This is a genomic window from Colwellia polaris (assembly GCF_002104515.1).
Taxonomy (GTDB): domain Bacteria; phylum Pseudomonadota; class Gammaproteobacteria; order Enterobacterales; family Alteromonadaceae; genus Cognaticolwellia; species Cognaticolwellia polaris.
In genome coordinates, this window is the sequence record NZ_NBOE01000009.1 from 112299 (window position 1) to 133157 (window position 20859).

A 20859-nucleotide genomic window follows, 5' to 3' on the forward strand; every position below is an offset into this window, starting at 1 on the left:
GCTAGCAGAGAATAGCACTGACTCAGGGGTAATGCTTCAACAAGTATTACCCTTTGCTTTACTGCGCGGCGAAGCTATTGTGGAAAAGCCACAAGATTTATTTATTCCGCCTGACGCACTAGAAGTTATTTTGGAAATGTTCGAAGGGCCTCTCGATCTTTTATTGTATTTAATTCGCAAACAAAAATTTGATATTTTAGACCTACCTATTTCGCCTATTACCACGCAATACATGGCTTATGTTGATTTAATGAAAGATATTAAATTAGAGTTAGCGGCTGAATATTTAGTGATGGCATCAATTTTAGCGGAAATTAAATCGCGCCTCTTATTACCTAAACAAGCCGTAGAAGAAGACGAAGGCGACCCGAGAGCGGAATTAGTCAGAAAGCTGCAAGAATATGAAGTGATTAAAAAAGCCGCTGAGAACATTGACGAATTACCTCGATTAGACCGCGATAATTTTATTGCAAAAGTTGAGCTAGCCGAAAATTTTGTCCCTAAAATTCTCAATAGTCAGGTAGATCTAGCTGAGCTTGTTAGCGCACTGCATGGCATAATAAAACGTACTAAAGCGTATGAGCATCATCATATTCAAAAAGAGTCGTTATCAACCAGAGAAAGAATGGCGCACATATTAGCAAAATTAAAAAATGCCGATAAAAAACAACCTTATTGTGATTTTAGTGACTTATTTACTATCAAAGAAGGTAAGTCAGGCGTTGTTGTAACATTTTTAGCTATATTAGAGCTTATTAAAGAGTCATTAATTGAATGTGTGCAAACAAAAGTTTATGGCGAAATACGGGTTTGTCTGCCTAAACAGGTTTAAAAAAGCTTAAATAAGTTTACGTTTATAAAAGTTAAAAAAATAAAAAATTACTACATGTTAAAAGGTTAAAACTGTAACAATGAACCCCGATAAAATACGCCACAAAGATATTGATGACGCCAAACTAAAACGTTTAGTAGAAGCGGCATTATTTATTGCAGAGAAGCCGTTATCGGTACAATTACTTAAACGTGATTTTTTAATTGAATATCGTGTCAGTAATCTGCGTATTCGTGATATCATTATCGCCATTCAGGCTGACTATAAAGGTCGTGGTGTTGAACTCAATAAAGTCGCTTCTGGCTATCGTTTTCAAACACCTGCCGAGCTTAGTGAAGATTTAGCTCATTTATACAAAGAAAAGGCACCAAAATATTCTCGTGCCATTTTAGAAACGCTTGCGTTAATTGCTTACAAGCAACCGATAACCCGTGGTGAAATTGAAGATATACGTGGGGTTGCGGTTAGCAGTAATATTATTAAAACGCTAAGCGATAGAAATTGGATAAAAACAGTCGGTCAAAAGGAAGTGCCCGGTCGACCGGTATTATATGCGAGTACGCAAGAGTTTCTTGACTACTTTTCGCTAACATCACTCGACCAACTGCCGGCATTAATGTCGATGGAAGATTTTAGCGGTTAATTGTTTTTGCAAAAACACGCTAAACTAAAAAACTACAGGGTATTTTACCCTAAACTTAAAGAGACAGAGACGTAAAAGTGAAGCCAAATTATTAACTTAGTATGAGTTAGGATTCACTGTGAAGTTACTGACGTAAGAGAGTTAAGACCAATGTCTGAAAAATTACAAAAAGTATTAGCACGAGCGGGTGCCGGTTCACGCCGAGAAATGGAAACTTATATTAGTGCAGGGCGTGTTAGCGTTGAAGGTAAAACTGCTTATTTAGGCGACCGTGTCGAAGGCAACGAACTTATTCGTGTTGATGGCCACCAAATTAAGCTAAAACCTTTAACCGACGACTTATGTCGTGTTTTGATGTACAACAAGCCAGAAGGCGAAATGTGTACACGTAAAGATCCTGAAGGCCGACCAACTGTTTTTGATCGTTTACCTAAGTTAGAAGGTAGTCGCTGGGTTGCTGTAGGGCGCTTAGATATTAACACCTCAGGTATGTTACTTTTTACCACCGATGGTGAACTGGCTAATCGTTTAATGCACCCTTCTAAACAAGTTGAGCGTGAGTATGCCGTGCGCATATTCGGTGAAGTTAATGAAGCTATGTTGCAAACATTGCGTCATGGCGTAAAGCTTGAAGATGGGCCGGCAAAGTTTCAAAAAATCACTTACAAAGGTGGTGAAGGTCGTAACCATTGGTTCCATGTGGTGCTGTCTGAAGGACGTAATCGCGAAGTTCGTCGTCTGTGGGAAAGCCAAGATGTACAGGTAAGTCGCTTAATTCGTGTACGCTACGGCGATATGGAGATGAAACGCCAGTTGCCGCTAGGTGGTTGGACTGAATTAAACTTACAAGATGTAAACTATTATCGAAAGCTTGTTGATTTAGCGCCAGAAACACAAAGTAAGGTTAAAGTTGACGAGAAAGCGATGGATAACGCGAAAAGTCGCAGAATTCGTCGGTCAGTGAAAAAGCATCAACATCGCAGTCAACAAGCAACCAGACGAAGACGCCCATAAACCATTAATATTTACATACAAGTAATGACAAGTTCCTATTTTTAACGAACTTGTCATTTTTATTTGTATTAAGCTTAAATTACATTTTGGTATTGGTTAAAAAATAATATAGGGTTACGCCTAAGTTTGAATTTATAACGGCTTCAAGCTAGGCATTACTTTACTGCGTTTAGTCGCAATAGTTAGGTTAGTTAACGCCATTAAATTAGTTATTTGTTTTATATAGGACATTACGTGCAAGCAACTCTTGAAAAAATTTATATCGAAGATCCCGAGCAATTAGAACTAGTTTGTCAACGCTACGCCCAAGCCAGTATTCTTGCTATCGATACTGAATTTGTTCGAACGCGAACACTTTACCCTAAGTTAGGTCTTATACAGATAAACGACGGTAAAACCTTAGCGTTAATTGATCCGGTTGCCGTACCAAATTTAAGCCCATTTTGGCAATTATTAGAAAACCCAAAAATTCAGAAAGTGTTACATGCATGCTCTGAAGATTTAGAAGTTTTTCTTACGGCGGGTAATTGTCGTCCTGCGAATCTTATTGATAGCCAAATTATCATGGGGTTTTTAGGACACGGCATTTCCATGGGCTATGCTGCCATGATTGCGCATTATACCGATATTGAGTTAGATAAGTCTGAGTCGCGAACCGATTGGATGAAAAGGCCGTTAACTCAAAAGCAATTAGATTATGCTGCCGCTGATGTTGAACATTTGTTTAATATTCTGCCGTTATTGTTTGCTGACATTGAAAAGGCTGGTTGGTTAGCTGCAGCACAAGAAGAAAGTGATATTATGGTTGAGCGTAAATTCACTGCTATTGACGAAAGTCAGTTATACCTGAATCTAAAAATGGCTTGGCGTTTAAATTCAGTACAACTTTATCGACTGCAACAGTTAACCATTTGGCGTTTTCAACAAGCGAAATTAAAAGATAGACCTATTGGCTTTATTGCCAAAGATCATACCCTTTTCGCGCTCGCTCAAGTAAACCCAACCAGTGTCGGTGCAATGAATAGCATTGAAGGTGTTGAATTGCTTGATATTCGCCATAAAGGTAATGTTATGCTTACCGTACTAAAACGTGCAGCTGAAGCAAAAAATCCTCTATTGCCTGAGCGTATTATTCGCCTTGACGAATACCCAGGTTACAAACAAAACTTCAAAAAAGTGAAAAATATTCTTACTCAGTACAGTGAAAAAACTAATTTACAACCAGAAAACTTTGCCTCTAAAAAGCAAATAAATCAATTTCTGTCTTGGCACTTCAAAATAAACGGTGCTGAAAATCAGCCGCAACTGGTTGATATTATGCGCGGTTGGCGCAAACAATTATTCGGTGACAAATTGTTGGCATTTGTTAAAAATGACTTTGCATAAAACAATTAATTTACTGGCGTGCTAACAATAAAATTATCCATATTCGATAAACTCATTTATTCATAGGTCTGCATTATGCTGTGTAGTGTTTATAAAAGTTCTAAAAAAGTTCAAACTTATCTTTACGTTAATAACAGAGATGACTTTTCTGATGTACCTGAAGCGTTAATGAAAATGTTCGGTACACCCATCATGGTAACTGTACTTAATCTCTCATCAAAAGTTAAATTGGGTTTTGCTGATCTTGAAAAAGTAAAAGCTAGTTTGTCAGAGCAAGGTTATTATTTACAGTTAACGCCAAAAGAAGAAGATATGTTAAAAGCGCATAAAGCAAGTATGAACAGTACTGCTGGCAAGACCGATTCAGGAGAAACATTATAATGGATTATATTAAATCGATTAAGTTAATGGCACTCACCTTATCGCTTGGATTATTGTCACAACCTACGATAGCAAACGATGCGAAAGCAACTGCAGATGCTAAGCCTAGCTTTGAGCAATATATTGTTAAGATAAAACAAGAAGCGCTTGCTAAAGGTTTTGAACAAGCGTTAATAGATACCTCTTTTGCCAATGTAGTTTTTCATCAACGTGCGGTAAAGGCTGATCGAAATCAACCTGAAACCGTTGAAACACTTGATACATACTTACCAAAGCGCCTACCTGATTGGAAAATAAAACGTGCTCGTGCCAAATATAAAGAGCATGAAGCTCTGCTGAATAAAGTCGCAGAAGAATATGGTGTACAACCACGCTTTATCGTTGCGCTTTGGGGCCTTGAAACTAATTTTGGCAAAATTATGGGTAACTATAATGTTGTCTCTGCGTTATCAACAATGGCTTATGAAGGGCGCCGTGAAGCATTCTTTAAAAAGGAACTTTGGGCCGCGTTAAATATATTGAAAGCAGACCATATAAGTATCGATAAGATGAAAGGCTCTTGGGCTGGCGCCATGGGACAAAATCAATTTATGCCGACTTCATTTGTGGCTTATGCTGTTGATGGTGATGGCGACGGTAAAAAAGATATTTGGACTAACCAAGCTGACGTTTTTGCCTCTATGGCAAACTACCTGAAAAAAGAAGGCTGGAGCGATGAAATAACTTGGGGTCGACAAGTAAAACTTCCCAGTGACTTTGATACCTCATTAGCTATTCCAAACAATACCGGTGGTCGTAAAAACTGGTTAAAAGCTTGGGCCAAAACTGAAAAAACCTTAGCGCAATGGCAAGCTTTAGGTGTAAGGCGCACCGATGGTACTAATCTTCCTAACGTTGATATTAAAGCTGCATTAGTGTTTCCCGATGGCAAAAAAGGCCGTGCCTACTTAGCCTACGATAATTATAAAAGTTTAATGCAATGGAATTTATCTTATTATTTTGTCAGTTCAGTTGGCCATTTATCTGATCACATTAAATATCCACCAATACAATAAATAGCCGCAGATAATAAAGCGCATTAAGTTGCGAAAAGAAGCCTTATGAGTAAAAAAAATAGTCGTACTAGTGCAAAAGCCAAAAAAGTAAATGTAGAGCGTTTTTGGGAAACTAAATCATTAAATGAAATGACCCGCTCTGAGTGGGAGTCGTTGTGTGATGGTTGTGCTAAATGCTGTCTGAATAAATTTATTGATGACGACAGCACGACTGACGAAACTGAGTTAATGCCGACCACACATATTGCTGAAGGTGAGCAAATGAGTTACTCGAACATTGCCTGTCATCTGCTTAATGATAAAACCTGCCAGTGTTCTAAGTACGAGCAGCGCACTGTGCTCGTACCCGATTGCGTACAGTTAACGCAAGAAAACTTAGATGATGTATTCTTTATGCCACCCAGCTGTACTTATCGTCGTTTAAAAGAGGGCAGAGGCATGCCGTCTTGGCACCCATTACTGCACAATGGTAAGAAATCAGCTATGCATCAGGCTGGCATGTCAGTGCGTGGAAAAATCATTAAAGATAACGATGTTGAACTAGACGATTTTGAAGACTATATCGTGCTTTGGCCGTTAAACGATATAGATTAAGTTAGAAAAATAAAACGCAGTACTATTGGGGCATGGTTCTGCGTTATTTTTAGTCATCAGTAACGATGATAAGCTAAATGCGATGCAGCCCACCAAACCGTACACATCGAATTTCATCCTTTCGTAATTTCCTAGAAAAAGTCTTAACAACGCAATTTTCAGTACCTAAATATGGCAGATTTTACTGTCTAGCATCCGCTTTGTTTTATCTCTTTGATAGCTTTATTCAAACAGCTCTGGTTTTATTACTATAAACTTGCTAGCTTTTAACTATATGCTAAACAATGTAGTAGTACTATGAGCAGTATTTCATTTACATGGCAATGCGACAGTAGTTCAATTGATGACCTAGAAAAAGGTTTGAAATTGGCATATGCAAGTGCTGCCAAAAGTTTGTTAATTCTTGTTTGTAATGATAATAATTTTACTGCACAGCAAGTAAACCCACTCATAATGTGCGCGCCCGTACCTATTTTTGGTGGCATTTATCCTAAATTAATATTTAAAAATAAACTTATGGAACAAGGCTGTATTATTATCGGCTTTGAGCAAAGTGTTGAAATTAATTTGATCACACAATTATCTACCTTAGTAACAGATGAACAATTAGAACAAGTTATCGATCAAGCTTTACTTGCACACAGCCCAATCACAAGTAATTGCAGTTTTCTAATGTTTTACGATTCTCTTGTTAGCAATGTTGAAGATTTTATTGCTTACCTTTTTGAATGTTTAGATTATCAGGTGGGTATTATAGGTGGAGGGGCAGGTAACTTAGAGTTTAAACAAAAGCCCTGTATTTTTACTAATCAAGGACTAGTGTTTGATGCAATTCAATTAGTTAATTTACAAAATAAAATAAGCTCTGCGGCAACACACGGTTGGCAAATATTAAAGGGACCATTTCTTGTTTCTGAAGCTGAAAAGCAAAATATCATAAGTTTAGATTACCAACCGGCATCAAACCTCTACAAAGCATTAATAGAAAGTAGCAGTGAATACCGGTTTAATGAAGATAACTTCTTTGAAATCGCTAAAAATTTTCCATTAGGTATCGAGCGAATTAACAGTAAACTTGTTGTACGTGATCCCATTTTAATAAACCAAGGCAACATACAATGTGTCGGAAATATACCGGTTAACTCCATGGTTTATTTACTGCAAGGCAGTGTAGACTCATTACTCTGTTCTGCTGAGCAAGCAGCGATATTGGCCACAAAGAAAATTGATGATAATGATTTTTCTGCTACCATGATATTTGACTGTATTAGTAGAGTTTTATATCTAGAAGATAACTTTAGTAAAGAACTGAACTTAATTGCCAAGCATTGCAAAGAACAAACATTATTTGGCGTACTTTCTTTTGGTGAAATTGTGAATAGTGAGAGCGGAGCTATCAGGTTACTGAATAAATCAACCGTAATAGGATCGTGGTAATTTAACAAGTCAAGGAAGGCAATGAACAACGCACTTTTTATTATATCGGTACAACATGAACTTGCCATGGCCATTGGTAATAAATTAGACCTTAAAGATATGTTGAAGGTATTTTTAAAGGTATGTTTTAATCGATTAAACCTTACAAGTGCACATATATATACCTATTGCGACAGTAATGGTTTACCTATAAAGCTAGCAACACAACAAAACGCCAGTTATCAACATTTACTCAGTATCCCTAAAATGAATTCAGGACTGCATTGGTCTGATGATGAAATGTTAATTCAATTTGTTAAAACCTTAGATACAGTGCAGAAAAACCATTTATTTCAATCTGATGAAAACAAATACTTATTCGGCTTTATTATTCCACAACATGGTCTATTGGTATTTCAAACCAATTATTTACTTGAAGAGTCGGTACAAAGTGCTCTCACACCTATTTTACAAAAGCTCTCCATTAGTTATTACACTTCTATAGTGCACGACTCCTTAGTACAAGAGATAAAGTCGCGAAAAATCGCCGAAGATAAAATTATTTTTCAAGCTCAACATGATGAGTTAACTAAACTTTATAATCGACAGCATTTAAATGTGCTTTTAGCTGAAGGCATTGATGACTCGATTAGAAATAACCATTTTGGTTGCGTTATCTTTATTGATTTGAACCGCTTCAAACCAATAAATGATGCTATGGGGCATGCGGTTGGCGATCAAATATTAATGTCATTATCGACCAGGTTACTCACGTTGAGTGATGACAACCAAGTAGTCGCTCGTTTTGGAGGTGATGAGTTTATTTTGTTGTTGAAAAAACTTCCGCTAAATTACCAAGTCATTGTTGAACAGAGCATTACACAAATTAATCGACTATTGTCGCGTCCATTTGAAGTAAATAGTGCGTCTTATAAATTAAATTGCAGCATAGGTTATGCAATATATCCAGAACAAAGCATAAACGTAAACGATACGATTAAGTTTGCAGATATAGCAATGTATGAAGCTAAAAATTCGAAAACATTACTTGGATTAAAATATCATGAAACTATGTCGGATAAAATTAATAAGCGTATAGCTTACGTTGAAGAAATAAAGCATGCCTTAATTAACAATGATTTTAAATTATATTATCAAGCACAATATAATCATAACGGTGACATTGTCGGGGCTGAAGCTTTGTTACGTTGGTTACATCCCGTAAATGGAATGGAATCGCCCAGTGTTTATATCCCTATTGCAGAAGAAAGCGATTTAATTTTATTCATTGGTGAGTGGGTGCTAGAGCAAGCATGCCAAGATATTTATGCATTAGAACAAATTGGCCTACCAACACATTTTAAAAATATCGCTATAAATGTTAGTGCTAAACAGCTAATTCAGCATGATTTTGAAAACATAGTACTCAATACAATTGAAGAAAATAACATTTCCCCGAGTCATTTAGTTTTAGAATTAACTGAAAGTTTATTGGTTGAAAATATTGAACACTCGATTGAATTACTGTTTAACTTTAAATCATTTAATATTGATTGTGCAATTGACGACTTTGGCACAGGCTATTCGTCATTAACCTACCTACAACGTATTCCTGCAAGCGTATTAAAAATAGATAGATCGTTTGTCACTAATATCGACAAAAGCAAAGATAGCGCAGCAATTGCAAGTATGATCATAGGTTTAGCAAAAACGTTAAACATGAAAGTGCTTGCCGAAGGTGTAGAAACGCTAGAAGAGTTAGCCTGTTTAAAGTCACTAGGCTGTTATAACTATCAAGGTTTTTACTTTAGCAAACCTATGCCATTTAATGACTTTGTCGAACTGTTAAGCAAGCCGTAATAGTTAAACAAACACACGGACCAAAAATCTTACCGTTCAGGTATTAGATTAATTTATTAAATGAAAACTCTTATTTTTGCTTCTTCACTAGCACTCGATTACCAAAAAATAATAAGTTAAATAACTCTTTTAGGCTAATTGATAGCCACCAATAATTTAAGCGTTTCGTTGCTTCAATATTTACAGGTGCACTTTGGCTTCTAATATGGCTTTGATGCAAAGTACGTTTAACTTTTTCTGCTTTTTTAATATTATCTCTGCGCTCTTGAGCAATATTAGCTCGCTCAGTAAAGCGTTGCCTAGATTCAGCAGACATACTTGATAATATACTGGCACTGGAAGCACTTTTACCTTTTGCTTTCATTCTTGGCTTGGGAGAACTGCACATATTAACCTCAAAAATAACCTTATAGCTAACTAGACTGGCTATTTAAGAAAAACATTCAAACAGAGCTATTAAAGTAGGATTTTAAAAGAGAACTGCAAAGAGAACTGCAAAGAGAGCTGAAAGAGAAATTAAAAAAAAGTAAAAAACATAAAAAATTGCTGTCAGTTATGTGTATTTTTATTTATGGGATTTAAACCATGAACTCTAACTAACATTAACTGAATTCATTTATGATTAAATGAATTCAGTTAAAACGCACAGGTTTAATCTACTTGCACTAACTCTTGCAAATAGCGTTGGCCATTTTCAACATAATGCATAGCCGACTTGGTAAACATTGCTCGGGTTGACTCATCAAGCGGTTTAATAATTTTAGCTGGCGACCCCATAACTAAGTGTCCGTCAGGTACTTGCATATTTTCAGTCACTAAACTGTTGGCACCAATTAAACAATTTTTGCCAATGTTAGCACCATTTAGCACTACCGCATTCATACCAATTAAAGTGTTATCTCCAATCGTACAACCATGTAACATAACTTTATGACCCACAGTAACCTTATTACCAATAGTCATGGGAAATTGTGCATCAACATGCAAGATTGAACCGTCTTGAATATTCGTTTGTTCACCTATATTAATACTGGCAACGTCGGCACGAATAACAACATTAAACCAAATGCTAGTCTGTTTACCTAGTGAAACGTCTGCTATTAGCGTGGCATTAGGGGCAATAAAGTTACTTTCATTTACCTTTGGGGTTAAATCAGCTAAACGATAAATCATCGAATGTTCCTTCCATTAAATTTATAGCTCATATTAATCTATTTACGACACAGCGCAAACTAGACCTTAGGGCTATAGTACTTAAAACTATATTAACTATCTTATAGTGAAAATAACCAAGCTTGATGTATGAAAATCATACATTTAATGGTAAAACATTAATCTAGTTAGTCATTCTAATTAGTAATAATAATAATTTTTAACGTTCAGTCGAATCAAACTCTTACCTACAGTTAACACAATTATGTCTACGCGTGTGCTGTTTAGTAAAGGGTTGAGATGAAATAAAGGTGATTTATGATTATTGGTATACCCAAAGAAGCATTGTCAGGAGAAAACCGTGTGGCAAGTGCGCCAACAGCGGTAACTTCACTGCTCAAACTTGGTTTTGAAGTACAAATACAAAAAGGTTGTGGTACGAAAGCAAGTTTCACGGATCAAGAGTTTATTGATGCAGGAGCAAGTGTTACAACGAAAAAAAATGTTTGGCTATCCGATATCATCTTTAAAGTTAACCCTCCAACACTTGAAGAAATAGCACTAATGAAAGACGGTGCCTATCTCATCGGCTTTATTGCACCAGCTCAAAATGATGATATTTTGCAAGCATTAAAAGAAAAATCCATTACCTCTTTAGCCATGGAAATGGTGCCAAGAATGACCCGCAGCCAATCTATGGATGCATTAAGTTCTATGGCTAACATTGCTGGCTATCGCGCTGTTATTGAAGCAACCCATCATTTTGGTCGCTTTTTAACGGGGCAAATAACGGCGGCAGGTAAAATGCCACCAGCAAAAGTTATGATTATTGGTGCTGGTGTTGCAGGCTTAGCCGCAATTGGCACGGCAAGTAGCTTAGGGGCGATTGTTCGCGCGTTTGATACTCGCCCTGAAGTAAAAGAACAAATTGAAAGTATGGGCGCTGAGTTTTTAGAGCTTGACTACGAAGAGCCTGAAGACACTGGCTCGGGTGATGGTTATGCCAAAGAAATGAGCAAAGCCTTTATTGATGCTGAAATGGCATTATTTGCTGAACAAGCTAAAGATGTTGATATTATTATAACCACCGCGATGATCCCTGGAAAACCAGCGCCTAAGCTTATAACAACGGCCATGGTTGAATCGATGAAAACCGGCAGTATTGTTGTTGATTTAGCGGCTGCAGGTGGCGGTAACTGTGAATTAACAGAAGCAGGCAAAGTCGTTAATGCCAATGGCGTAAAAATCATAGGTTACACAGATTTAGTCTCTCGATTACCTAATCAATCATCACAACTCTATGCTAATAATTTAGTCAGTTTGGCGAAACTACTGTGCAAAGAAAAAAACGGTACGATAAATATTGATTTTGACGATGTGGTTATTCGCAATATGACCGTAGTTAATCAAAACGAAATTACTTTTCCACCACCCCCAATTCAGGTAAGTGCAGCACCCGCTAAACCGAAAGCAGCACCGGTTAAAACAGCAGAAGTTAAACCTGAAGAGCCAATGAATCCGGCTAAAAAATACGGCATGATGGCTGCAGGGGCTTTACTGTTTGGTTGGGTGGCAAGTGTTGCTCCAGCTGATTTTCTCTCGCACTTTACTGTGTTTGTTTTAGCCTGTGTTATTGGCTACAACGTAGTTTGGAATGTTAGCCACTCGCTGCACACTCCATTGATGAGCGTAACTAATGCCATTTCAGGCATTATTATTGTTGGCGCAATTTTACAGGTAGGCAATAGTAGTGTGTTAATTCAATTACTTGCTGGTGTCGCAATACTTATTGCCACGATCAACATTGTTGGTGGCTTTGTTGTCACTAAACGTATGTTAAAAATGTTTAGAAAATAAGGGACACTGTAATGGAATTTTCTCAAGGTTTTATTAGTGCAGCATATATTGTTGCCGCGTTATTATTTATTTTCAGCTTAGCGGGTTTAAGCAAGCAACAAACGGCCGAAACAGGCAATTGGTATGGCATTGTTGGTATGGCAATAGCGCTAATTGCTACGATTGCTGATCCACGTGTAGACAACGTTTGGATTATTTTAGTTACTATGGTTATTGGAGCTGTTATTGGTTTAAGGCTAGCCAAGCAGGTAGAAATGACCCAAATGCCAGAGCTAGTGGCCATATTGCACAGCTTTGTTGGTTTGGCTGCTGTATTGGTAGGCTTTAATAGCTACTTTGAAATGGATCATTCAATGGGCGCTTTGTTCACTAAAAGCGAGCTTATGGCGGTTAATATTCATTTAGTTGAAGTTTTTCTTGGTGTATTTATTGGCGCGGTAACCTTTACAGGCTCCATTGTTGCCTTTGGTAAATTACGTGGTGTAATTAACTCAGCAGCCTTAATGTTGCCTCACCGTCACAACTTAAATTTAGCCGCGGGTGTAATTGCATTTATCTTACTGGTTATCTTTGTTAAGCAGGGCGGTGGCGACAGTATTTTATACATTATGGCACTTATTGCTTTTGCTTTCGGTTGGCACTTAGTTGCATCAATTGGTGGTGCCGATATGCCAGTGGTTGTATCTATGCTTAACTCTTATTCTGGTTGGGCAGCGGCTGCAGCTGGTTTTATGCTAAACAATGATTTACTGATAGTGACTGGTGCATTGGTCGGTTCATCGGGCGCCATTCTTTCTTATATTATGTGTAAAGCGATGAACCGCTCTTTTATTAGCGTAATTGCTGGTGGTTTTGGTACTAATGTTGTTATCGATACCGACACAGATTACGGCGATCATGTTGAAATTAAGGCTGAAGCGGTTGCTGATATGCTAAAAGGTGCTAAGTCGGTTATTATTACGCCAGGCTACGGTATGGCTGTAGCACAAGCGCAATACCCTGTTTATAAATTAACGCAAGCGCTTAAAGATAAAGGCGTTGAAGTTCGTTTTGCTATTCATCCGGTCGCAGGGCGCTTACCAGGGCATATGAATGTGTTACTCGCTGAAGCCAAAGTGCCTTACGACATAGTTTTAGGTATGGAAGAAATCAACGACGACTTTGCTGAAACCGATGTTGTATTGGTTATCGGCGCAAACGATACCGTAAACCCCGCCGCAGCTGAAGACCCAACGAGTCCTATTGCAGGTATGCCCGTGTTAGAAGTTTGGCAGGCTAAAAACGTAATTGTATTTAAACGTTCAATGAGCACAGGTTATGCTGGCGTACAAAACCCATTGTTTTTTAAAGACAATACACAAATGTTATTTGGTGATGCAAAAGACTCGGTTGAAGAAATATTTAAAGCCTTATAGTTCTTCAACTTAGTTTAGTTAGCCTTCTGCAAGACCAGTTTTAAAAGTGAACGTTAAAGAGCCGACAAATATTGTCGGCTTTTTTATGCCTAACGCTATAGTCCTAATGGGCAGTGATAACGTTAAGTGCTACAAATTGTTATTGATTTTGTTCGCTATTTTTCTTTGAACAATTGAAAAAAATTATATATAACATCGCTAATTTTGTTAAGGTGTTGAGCATAAAACTATAAGCAGTTAACCCATCGGAGAGTAACGTGGTAGAACCCAGTGTAATTGAGCCCAGTATCATTGAATTGTGGGTAGGAACTATTAATGGTTATTTATGGGGCAGTATTTTAATTTATCTCCTTAGTGCCTGTGGTATCTGGTTTACTTTTCGCTTGAAAGGCCTACAGATCAGACGCTTTTTTCATATGTTTACCATTTTAAAAACCAGCCGTAAAAGTTCAAGCCAAGGTATATCTTCTTTCCAGGCACTTTGTACTTCATTAGCTGCGCGCGTGGGTACGGGTAACTTAATGGGCGTGGCTGTTGCTATTTCGTTAGGTGGTGCGGGTGCAGTATTTTGGATGTGGCTAATTGCCCTAGTAGGCATGGCAACGGCATTTGCCGAAAGTAGTTTAGGTCAACTCTATAAAGAGCGTGACAGCAAAGGCAACTTTCGTGGTGGTCCAGCATATTATATGAGTAAAGGCTTAAAAAATAGAAAACTAGCGATCACATTTTCGCTGTGCTTATTTTTTGGTTATGGCTTTGTTTTTAGTGCAGTTCAAGCAAACTCTATCACCAGTGCTTTTAATGGCTCCTACGGATTTGACCCTCTTTATACTGGCATTATTATTACCTTACTTGCCGGCTTCATTATTTTCGGTGGTTTAAAAAATATTGCCCGTTTTGCTGAATTAACCGTGCCGTTTATGGGCTTACTTTATTTGTTAGTTTGCTTTGCGGTAATTTGGATAAATATCGAAAGGGTGCCAATGGTTATCAGTGATATTTTCGCGTCTGCTCTAGGATTAAAAGAAGCCGGTAGTGGTTTAGTTGGCGCAGCCATTGTACAAGGTGTTAAACGCGGCTTGTATTCTAATGAAGCAGGTATGGGTAGCGCACCTAATGCAGCAGCAGCGGCAGAGCCTTTTCCGCCACATCCGGTTTCGCAAGGTTATATGCAAATGCTAGCGGTATTTTTCGACACTATCGTTATTTGTTCTTGTACCGCTATTTTGATTTTACTTTTTAAAGATACTGGCGGAGAAGCACAAGGGATCCAATTAACTCAACAAGCGCTTGCTTATCAAGTAGGAGCTTGGGGCAGTGACTTTATTACTATCGCTATTTTATTATTTGCATTCACTTCTATCGTGGCAAATTACGCCTATGCTGATAATAATTTAAAATACTTAAACATGGACAACTTAGCAGGGCGCTGGTTTTTACGAACAGGCTTTTTATTGATGCTAGTGTTTGGCTCTGTAGCAACATTACCTGAGGTCATCGCCTTAGCTGATTTATCAACGGGTTTAATGACTATTTTTAACGTTACTGCTTTATTCATGCTTTCAAAAGTGGTGGTTAAAATAACTAAAGATTATCATAACCAACATGATAAAGGCTTACTGCCAACTTACGAGCCAGATACAGCCGAAGAACAACGTCTCAATTTAACCAAAGGCATTTGGCTTAAGAAGTAGACGTTAAACAGCTAATATTTAATACAAGCAACTACTGACAAAGCTGCTATAATGCGCGCCTTAATATTTTGGCGTGCTACTTTTAGGTAAGTGCGTTGTTTACGATAATACAGAAATGGTGATGTAATGAGTGTGGATTCAATAGGTTTATCGGCTAACTTACTAAAAGCGGTTAAAGCCTGCGGGTATAAAAATTTAACCCCGATTCAACAAATAGCTATTCCTGTTATTCGTACCGGTGTTGATGTTTTAGCAAGTGCTCAAACAGGTACCGGTAAAACAGCGGCTTTTACTTTGCCTATTTTAGATAGCTTAGCCAATAAAGTTAGACCTAACGCCGATGGTTTTGACACCACAACTACTATTAAAGCGCTAATTTTAACACCAACGCGTGAGCTAGCAGCACAAGTTGAAAAAAACGTTAAAGCCTACAGTGAATTTTTGCCATTACGCTCAGGTGTTATTTTTGGTGGTGTAAATATGCCGCCACAAACCAAAATGTTAAAGAGTGGTGTGGATGTTTTAGTGGCAACCCCAGGTCGCTTAATTGAGCACCTTGAACAACGTAACTTAGATTTATCGCAAGTACAGTTTTTAGTGCTAGACGAAGCTGATCGCATGTTAGATATGGGCTTTTATAACGATATTGAGCGCATAGCAGCGATGATCAAAGCAAAGCATCAAACCTTAATGTTCTCTGCTACTTTTTCAAACAAAGTAAAAACTTTAGCTAAAAAAGTGCTTAAAACACCTAAAACTATTGAAGTTGCACGTCAAAACTCTACTTCAGGTAAAGTAAAGCAATCTGTTTATTGGGTGTCTGAAACTCGTAAAGCAGAGCTATTGTCTGAGTTAATTGGTGTAAATAACTGGCAACAAGTACTGGTGTTTGCTGGCACTAAAGAAAGTGCCAATATTTTAGCAAAAGAGCTAAAACTAGACGGTATAAAAACTGCCTTATGTCACGGTGATAAAACCCAAGGCGCACGTAATAAAGCGCTTGAGCAATTTGTTGACGGCAGCGTCCGTGTATTAGTGGCAACTGATGTTGCAGCACGCGGACTCGACATTGCTGACTTACCTTACGTGGTTAACTTTCATTTACCTTTTCTTGCTGAAGATTACGTTCATCGTATTGGCCGTACAGGCCGAGCTGGCAAAACAGGCACAGCTATTTCATTAGTAAGCCCGAAAGATGAGCAGTTTCTTGATAACATTGAGGCCTTAATTGAGCGTAAGTTTGAGCGAATTGTAGTGCCAGGTTACGAATTAAGTCGACCTTTGCCAGCGCATTACGATGCTAAAGAAGATGCCCCTTTAAAGAAAAGTCGTTATAAAGCTACGCAAGAAAAAAATCAATTAATTGCCCGTAAAAAAGCGGATGCAACACCTGCAGCACAACGTAGAGCAAAAGCTAATAAGAAGAATAAACCGGCAAGCAAAACCGTTAATAAAAAACGTAAATAGATTTTCTCGAATATAAGCGCTTAGGTTATTTAGGTTATTTATGTTTGATGAAAGCTACATCGATGTTCCTTTTAACTTTAGACATCACTGTTGGTTCTGTTCAGAGCCAGCAGGACACTCTTTTACTTTTCCACATTCAGCACATTTAATTTTTGATTGTCCGCATGAAGTACTCACTATACCCAGTTGTTTAGAGTGCTCTCGTGCCGCCAACAAAGCGACAGTGCGTTCAATTTGGCAAGTAGAGCAAAGTGTTAAAACTTACTTAATTAAAAAATACCGCAAAGACTTAGCCATTGGATTAAATTGGACAGAAGAAGAATTAGCAAATTCTGGCTTTGAAGGCGGCAGTTTTGCCGGCTTTCAAAAAAGCGCTTGGTTTATGTACCAAGTTGCAAAAGACCGAGTTAACTTTCGAGGCTGGCCATTAGTGCTTAACGGCGTTGAGATCATTAATGAAGATGTGGACCGAGAGTTTTGTTTTGACGGGGTAAGCTACCCAAATATCGACCAAGCAATTGAACACTACAGCCTTAACTTTTCATTAGATAGTGATTTTCTTCGCCGAGTACTGGCAAAAATTGGTCTGCAACAATTTGCAAAAGCGGTAAGGTTTTGCCGCTTGTATGTTGGGGCAACACCCAATGAAAAATCAAAGGCTTTGCGTGAATTCAATTAAATAGAGTAAGCCATAAGGTTTAAGTTCAACAAACCTTAGACATGAGCTAACTAGGGTTTTTTAAATCACACTAACGGGTGTTAGTTTAGTTAGCTTATTCGGTTGATAACGTTCTGCTGAAATTATATTTAGCACTTTTTATTACTGTTCAATATAGCCCTATCTTTTTTACTTATCGCCAATTAAGTCAAATCAAATTAACTTTGAGAAACAATACTCAACTTATGTGGCGTACTCATCTTCTGAGAATATAATGCTTTATCTGCGCGCTTAAAGAAGCTGCTAGCATTGTCAGCTCTGTTCATAAAAGCTAAGCCTAAGCTACTGGTAACATTATACTTTGCTAGCAAAGCATCTTTCGACATTGCTAAATAAACCCGATGTTCTATAACCGCTAAGGATTGCTCTGAAGCATCCGCTACTATTATCGCAAATTCGTCACCACCAAAACGAAATACCGAATCTGTATCTCGCACGCTTTTACGTAATGCTTTGGCAAATTGTATTAATACATTGTCGCCTATGTCGTGACCAAAAGTGTCATTTATAGCCTTAAACTTGTTAAGATCACACAAAATGAGTCCCGCTCGCGCATGTCGACGACTCGCTTGAGCCATAGTGCGTTTTATTTGTTCGTCAAAACTTCGTCGATTTCCAAGTTTGGTTAAACTGTCTTGCATGGCTAACTGCATAGCTTGATGGAATTGAACGGCATTGTTTAATGGATTAATCAACAAATCATGCAGTTCAGTTAATACTTTAAAGTTTGCAATACTAATCGGCATATTCACAGCATAAGTAATAATGCCAAAGAATTGACCGTTAAGTTTCAATTCAAATTGTCGCTCAGATTTTGCTTGTCGACTACCTCTTGCTGTAGCGCTTACATCTGCATGTTTAAAGTATAAGCCAGTAAAATCAAGGTACTTAGCAGCCTCAATTGCAAATATGTTGATCAGCTCGTTTACATCTAATGTAGTTTGTAATTGCTCAAGCAAAGCCAAATTACGTTGGCTTTGTTGTTCACTATGTTGAAACAAAGTGAAAGCATTAAATTTTGAGTTAGGGTGATTAACAACATTGACTGTTCGCATAAATTTTTCCCAGCTAATTTTGACGTTTAAACTTTCTGAGCTAACTAAAGCAATAACCGTACCTAAATCATAAGAAAACCACAGATTTTACTAATTTAAATAGAAAACACTGAAATTCGATGTTCGAATAACTGGGAAGTAATTATATTTGAATACCTTAAGTCTACGTTTTTATGTGTTTTTTCCTAAATAAAATAGAAATAACTTAGACAAAAGGGGGGCTAGAAGGCTACACTGATATTAAAAATATTTTTCAACAAAGCTCAAAAATCTGCCTTTATTTATTCATCGTTTTGTAAGGAATATACGTGACAAGTCATCTTGAATTACTCGCCATATTGTCTAGTGCTGTACTGATAGTGTGGTTATTTCGTCGCTTACAATTGCCAGCCATTTTAGCTTACCTCGTTGCAGGCGTTTTGGTGGGTGAGCATGGCTTAGCTTTAGCGCATGAGCATGTAGATTACGACCATTTCGCAGAACTTGGCATCGTGTTTTTGTTATTTACCCTCGGGCTTGAGTTTTCATTACCCAAACTACTCGCCATGCGACACTTAGTAGTAACAGTAGGTAGCTTGCAAGTTATAATTTCACTTGTGCTATTTATGGTTGTCGCGATGTTTTTTGGCCAAAGCTTTGCAGCGGCAATCACCATAGGTGGCATTTTAGCGCTCTCTTCAACGGCTATCGTAATAAGGCAGTTAAGTGAAAGTGGCGGCATGAAGAAAAAATCAGGGCAACTTTCTGTCGCCGTATTGTTATTTCAAGATGTAGCTGTTGTACCTTTATTAATTGTAATTCCGTTATTAGCACAGGGTGGCGACTCATCTTTTATTATGGCGCTGTTATTTGCCTTAGTTAAAGGCGTGTTTGTTGTTTCACTATTATTATTAGCCGGTAAATGGTTACTACCAAGATTATTTAATTTAGTGGCGCAAGTAAGAACCGACGAATTGTTTGTATTAACCACCTTACTCGTAACACTTGTTGCCTCAGCGTTAACACAGTGGTTTGGTCTTTCAATGGCCTTAGGCGCATTTTTAGCCGGTATGATGCTAGGTGAAAGCCAATATAAACATCAACTTGAAGCCGACATTAGACCTTATCGTGATATTCTATTGGGTTTGTTTTTTGTAACCGTTGGCATGAAACTCAATATTGGTGTGGTTTTCTCGTCACCTTTTATAATTATTTCGTTATTAATTTGTTTTATGTTGGTTAAAGTAGCTGTTGTTGTACTGCTGGCTAAACGGGCTGGAGAATCTTCAAAAGATGCTTGGGCGGCCGGTATTATGTTGGCACAAATGGGAGAGTTTGGTTTTGTATTAATTGCTTTAGCGAGTCAAGTAGAAGTGCTATCTGCTACTACAGCTTCAATTTTATTAGGCACAGGTGTATTAAGTATGGCAATAACGCCATATATGATCAGCAACGCCAGAAAATGGGCACTATGGCTCAATAAAGAAAAGCAAATCGATACTCAAGCGTTAGAAGAGTTGCCACAAAATACCTCTTTGCATGATCACGTTATTATCTGTGGCTTTGGCCGAATTGGACAAACAGTCAGTCGCTTCTTAAAACAAGAATCAATTGATTTTGTTGCCATAGATATTGACCCATTGCGAACAACAAAAGCGCGAGAAGCTGGTGAAAACGTGCTTTTTGGCTCATCTCGACAAGCAGAGCTATTACATGCAGCGAAATTATCAAAAGCTAAACTGGTGGTTATTGCCTTTGGCGAAGACAAACAGTCACTCGACGTTATTCAAAAGGTGCGTTCATTAGCGCCAAACGTACCTATTTTAGTTCGCACTCGAAACGACGATCAATTAGATGAATTACATGCTGCAGGAGCAAACGAGGTAGTACCAGAGAGCTTAGAAGGTAGCTTAATGTTAGTTTCACAAGTGTTGTCGTTATCAGGCATACCTTTTTCTCGCATTGTGCGCCGCGTTCAAAAAGAGCGTAAGAACCATTACAACCACTTACATGGTTTCTTTCAAGGCGAGCATACCGATCTGAGCCCCGACAAGATTGACCGCATCGAATTTGCTCATGCAATTATATTGACTGACGACTCTTTCGCCGTAGGTAAAACGATTAGTGCGTTAAAATTAGATGAACGTCTCGTGTTTGTTATAGCGCTTAGACGTAACAATATTGAAAGCGAAGAGCCTGACGTAGAGACCGTGCTTTTACCACAAGACACTTTAATTGTAAGGGGTAAGCCTAGAAGGGTAGAGCGCGCAGAACGTTTTGTGCAAGAAGGGCATTAAATATAAATGGGATATCATACCCAATATTTAAATTAAAAATGTAT

At 38.0% G+C, this 20859-nt stretch carries 18 protein-coding genes; 15 read left to right on the forward strand and 3 right to left on the reverse strand.

The annotated features are described in order from the left end of the window. Positions 1 to 31 precede the first annotated feature (31 nt). The 9 genes from B6A32_RS14150 to B6A32_RS14190 all read left to right on the forward strand — a co-directional run bounded on the left by B6A32_RS14150 (position 32) and on the right by B6A32_RS14190 (position 9181). Positions 32 to 832: a segregation and condensation protein A gene (locus B6A32_RS14150; RefSeq protein ID WP_233131429.1), complete on the forward strand. Its 801-nt coding sequence runs from the start codon at positions 32 to 34 to the stop codon at positions 830 to 832. Between the two features lie 79 nt (positions 833 to 911). Then, positions 912 to 1475 (forward strand): SMC-Scp complex subunit ScpB, encoded by a 564-nt coding sequence (gene scpB, locus B6A32_RS14155; protein ID WP_085305192.1) that lies wholly within the window; start codon positions 912 to 914, stop codon positions 1473 to 1475. Between the two features lie 150 nt (positions 1476 to 1625). After that, a complete protein-coding gene (gene rluB / locus B6A32_RS14160; protein WP_101685965.1) occupies positions 1626 to 2489 on the forward strand; it encodes a 23S rRNA pseudouridine(2605) synthase RluB in 864 nt (287 codons plus the stop codon). A 234-nt stretch (positions 2490 to 2723) separates the two neighbouring features. After that, on the forward strand, positions 2724 to 3875 hold the full coding sequence (gene rnd / locus B6A32_RS14165) for a ribonuclease D (RefSeq protein WP_233131428.1): 1152 nt from the start codon (positions 2724 to 2726) through the stop codon (positions 3873 to 3875). 75 nt (positions 3876 to 3950) lie between these two features. Then, complete coding sequence (locus B6A32_RS14170) at positions 3951 to 4256, forward strand: YcgL domain-containing protein (protein ID WP_085305196.1); 306 nt, start codon at positions 3951 to 3953, stop codon at positions 4254 to 4256. Between the two features lie 26 nt (positions 4257 to 4282). Continuing rightward, positions 4283 to 5311, forward strand: coding sequence for a lytic murein transglycosylase (locus B6A32_RS14175; RefSeq protein ID WP_408607672.1), 1029 nt, complete (start codon positions 4283 to 4285; stop codon positions 5309 to 5311). Positions 5312 to 5356: 45 nt separating this feature from the next. Further along, positions 5357 to 5905, forward strand: a complete 549-nt coding sequence (locus B6A32_RS14180) for a YcgN family cysteine cluster protein (RefSeq protein WP_085305200.1) — start codon at positions 5357 to 5359, stop codon at positions 5903 to 5905. A gap of 297 nt (positions 5906 to 6202) precedes the next feature. Continuing rightward, complete coding sequence (locus B6A32_RS14185) at positions 6203 to 7342, forward strand: FIST signal transduction protein (protein WP_085305202.1); 1140 nt, start codon at positions 6203 to 6205, stop codon at positions 7340 to 7342. A 21-nt stretch (positions 7343 to 7363) separates the two neighbouring features. Continuing rightward, positions 7364 to 9181, forward strand: a complete 1818-nt coding sequence (locus B6A32_RS14190; RefSeq protein ID WP_085305204.1) for a putative bifunctional diguanylate cyclase/phosphodiesterase — start codon at positions 7364 to 7366, stop codon at positions 9179 to 9181. Positions 9182 to 9251: 70 nt separating this feature from the next. Here the strand turns inward: B6A32_RS14190 and B6A32_RS14195 are convergent, their stop codons facing one another. Together B6A32_RS14195 and B6A32_RS14200 are read right to left on the reverse strand one after the other, a co-directional pair. Next, positions 9252 to 9569 (reverse strand): hypothetical protein, encoded by a 318-nt coding sequence (locus B6A32_RS14195; protein ID WP_143327912.1) that lies wholly within the window; start codon positions 9567 to 9569, stop codon positions 9252 to 9254. A gap of 263 nt (positions 9570 to 9832) precedes the next feature. Beyond that, complete coding sequence (locus B6A32_RS14200) at positions 9833 to 10354, reverse strand: gamma carbonic anhydrase family protein (RefSeq protein WP_085305208.1); 522 nt, start codon at positions 10352 to 10354, stop codon at positions 9833 to 9835. Between the two features lie 297 nt (positions 10355 to 10651). On the opposite strand from B6A32_RS14200, the gene B6A32_RS14205 reads away from it, so the two are divergent. The 5 genes from B6A32_RS14205 (at position 10652) to B6A32_RS14225 (ending at position 17445) form a co-directional block, all read left to right on the forward strand. Further along, complete coding sequence (locus tag B6A32_RS14205; RefSeq protein WP_085305210.1) at positions 10652 to 12190, forward strand: Re/Si-specific NAD(P)(+) transhydrogenase subunit alpha; 1539 nt, start codon at positions 10652 to 10654, stop codon at positions 12188 to 12190. 11 nt (positions 12191 to 12201) lie between these two features. After that, a complete protein-coding gene (gene pntB, locus B6A32_RS14210) occupies positions 12202 to 13605 on the forward strand; it encodes a Re/Si-specific NAD(P)(+) transhydrogenase subunit beta (RefSeq protein ID WP_085305212.1) in 1404 nt (467 codons plus the stop codon). 287 nt (positions 13606 to 13892) lie between these two features. Beyond that, complete coding sequence (locus tag B6A32_RS14215; protein ID WP_085305289.1) at positions 13893 to 15299, forward strand: alanine/glycine:cation symporter family protein; 1407 nt, start codon at positions 13893 to 13895, stop codon at positions 15297 to 15299. Between the two features lie 126 nt (positions 15300 to 15425). Beyond that, positions 15426 to 16766: a DEAD/DEAH box helicase gene (locus B6A32_RS14220; RefSeq protein ID WP_085305214.1), complete on the forward strand. Its 1341-nt coding sequence runs from the start codon at positions 15426 to 15428 to the stop codon at positions 16764 to 16766. 40 nt (positions 16767 to 16806) lie between these two features. Further along, positions 16807 to 17445: a hypothetical protein gene (locus tag B6A32_RS14225; protein ID WP_085305216.1), complete on the forward strand. Its 639-nt coding sequence runs from the start codon at positions 16807 to 16809 to the stop codon at positions 17443 to 17445. Positions 17446 to 17642: 197 nt separating this feature from the next. Here B6A32_RS14225 and B6A32_RS14230 read toward each other — a convergent pair whose 3' ends face one another. Beyond that, positions 17643 to 18539, reverse strand: a complete 897-nt coding sequence (locus B6A32_RS14230; protein WP_085305218.1) for a GGDEF domain-containing protein — start codon at positions 18537 to 18539, stop codon at positions 17643 to 17645. A gap of 308 nt (positions 18540 to 18847) precedes the next feature. Here B6A32_RS14230 and B6A32_RS14235 point away from each other — a divergent pair, with 308 nt between their 5' ends. Next, positions 18848 to 20815, forward strand: a complete 1968-nt coding sequence (locus tag B6A32_RS14235; RefSeq protein ID WP_085305220.1) for a monovalent cation:proton antiporter family protein — start codon at positions 18848 to 18850, stop codon at positions 20813 to 20815. Positions 20816 to 20859: the final 44 nt, after the last annotated feature.

What these genes read in the sequence shown, in the direction of transcription:
- B6A32_RS14150 (WP_233131429.1), top strand. Translation starts at nt 32, where the DNA reads ATGCTTCAACAAGTATTACCCTTTGCTTTACTGCGCGGCGAAGCTATT.
- scpB (WP_085305192.1), top strand. Translation starts at nt 912, where the DNA reads ATGAACCCCGATAAAATACGCCACAAAGATATTGATGACGCCAAACTA.
- rluB (WP_101685965.1), top strand. Translation starts at nt 1,626, where the DNA reads ATGTCTGAAAAATTACAAAAAGTATTAGCACGAGCGGGTGCCGGTTCA.
- B6A32_RS14170 (WP_085305196.1), top strand. Translation starts at nt 3,951, where the DNA reads ATGCTGTGTAGTGTTTATAAAAGTTCTAAAAAAGTTCAAACTTATCTT.
- B6A32_RS14175 (WP_408607672.1), top strand. Translation starts at nt 4,283, where the DNA reads ATGGCACTCACCTTATCGCTTGGATTATTGTCACAACCTACGATAGCA.
- B6A32_RS14180 (WP_085305200.1), top strand. Translation starts at nt 5,357, where the DNA reads ATGAGTAAAAAAAATAGTCGTACTAGTGCAAAAGCCAAAAAAGTAAAT.
- B6A32_RS14185 (WP_085305202.1), top strand. Translation starts at nt 6,203, where the DNA reads ATGAGCAGTATTTCATTTACATGGCAATGCGACAGTAGTTCAATTGAT.
- B6A32_RS14190 (WP_085305204.1), top strand. Translation starts at nt 7,364, where the DNA reads ATGAACAACGCACTTTTTATTATATCGGTACAACATGAACTTGCCATG.
- B6A32_RS14195 (WP_143327912.1), bottom strand. Translation starts at nt 9,569, where the DNA reads ATGTGCAGTTCTCCCAAGCCAAGAATGAAAGCAAAAGGTAAAAGTGCT.
- B6A32_RS14200 (WP_085305208.1), bottom strand. Translation starts at nt 10,354, where the DNA reads ATGATTTATCGTTTAGCTGATTTAACCCCAAAGGTAAATGAAAGTAAC.
- B6A32_RS14205 (WP_085305210.1), top strand. Translation starts at nt 10,652, where the DNA reads ATGATTATTGGTATACCCAAAGAAGCATTGTCAGGAGAAAACCGTGTG.
- pntB (WP_085305212.1), top strand. Translation starts at nt 12,202, where the DNA reads ATGGAATTTTCTCAAGGTTTTATTAGTGCAGCATATATTGTTGCCGCG.
- B6A32_RS14220 (WP_085305214.1), top strand. Translation starts at nt 15,426, where the DNA reads ATGAGTGTGGATTCAATAGGTTTATCGGCTAACTTACTAAAAGCGGTT.
- B6A32_RS14225 (WP_085305216.1), top strand. Translation starts at nt 16,807, where the DNA reads ATGTTTGATGAAAGCTACATCGATGTTCCTTTTAACTTTAGACATCAC.
- B6A32_RS14230 (WP_085305218.1), bottom strand. Translation starts at nt 18,539, where the DNA reads ATGCGAACAGTCAATGTTGTTAATCACCCTAACTCAAAATTTAATGCT.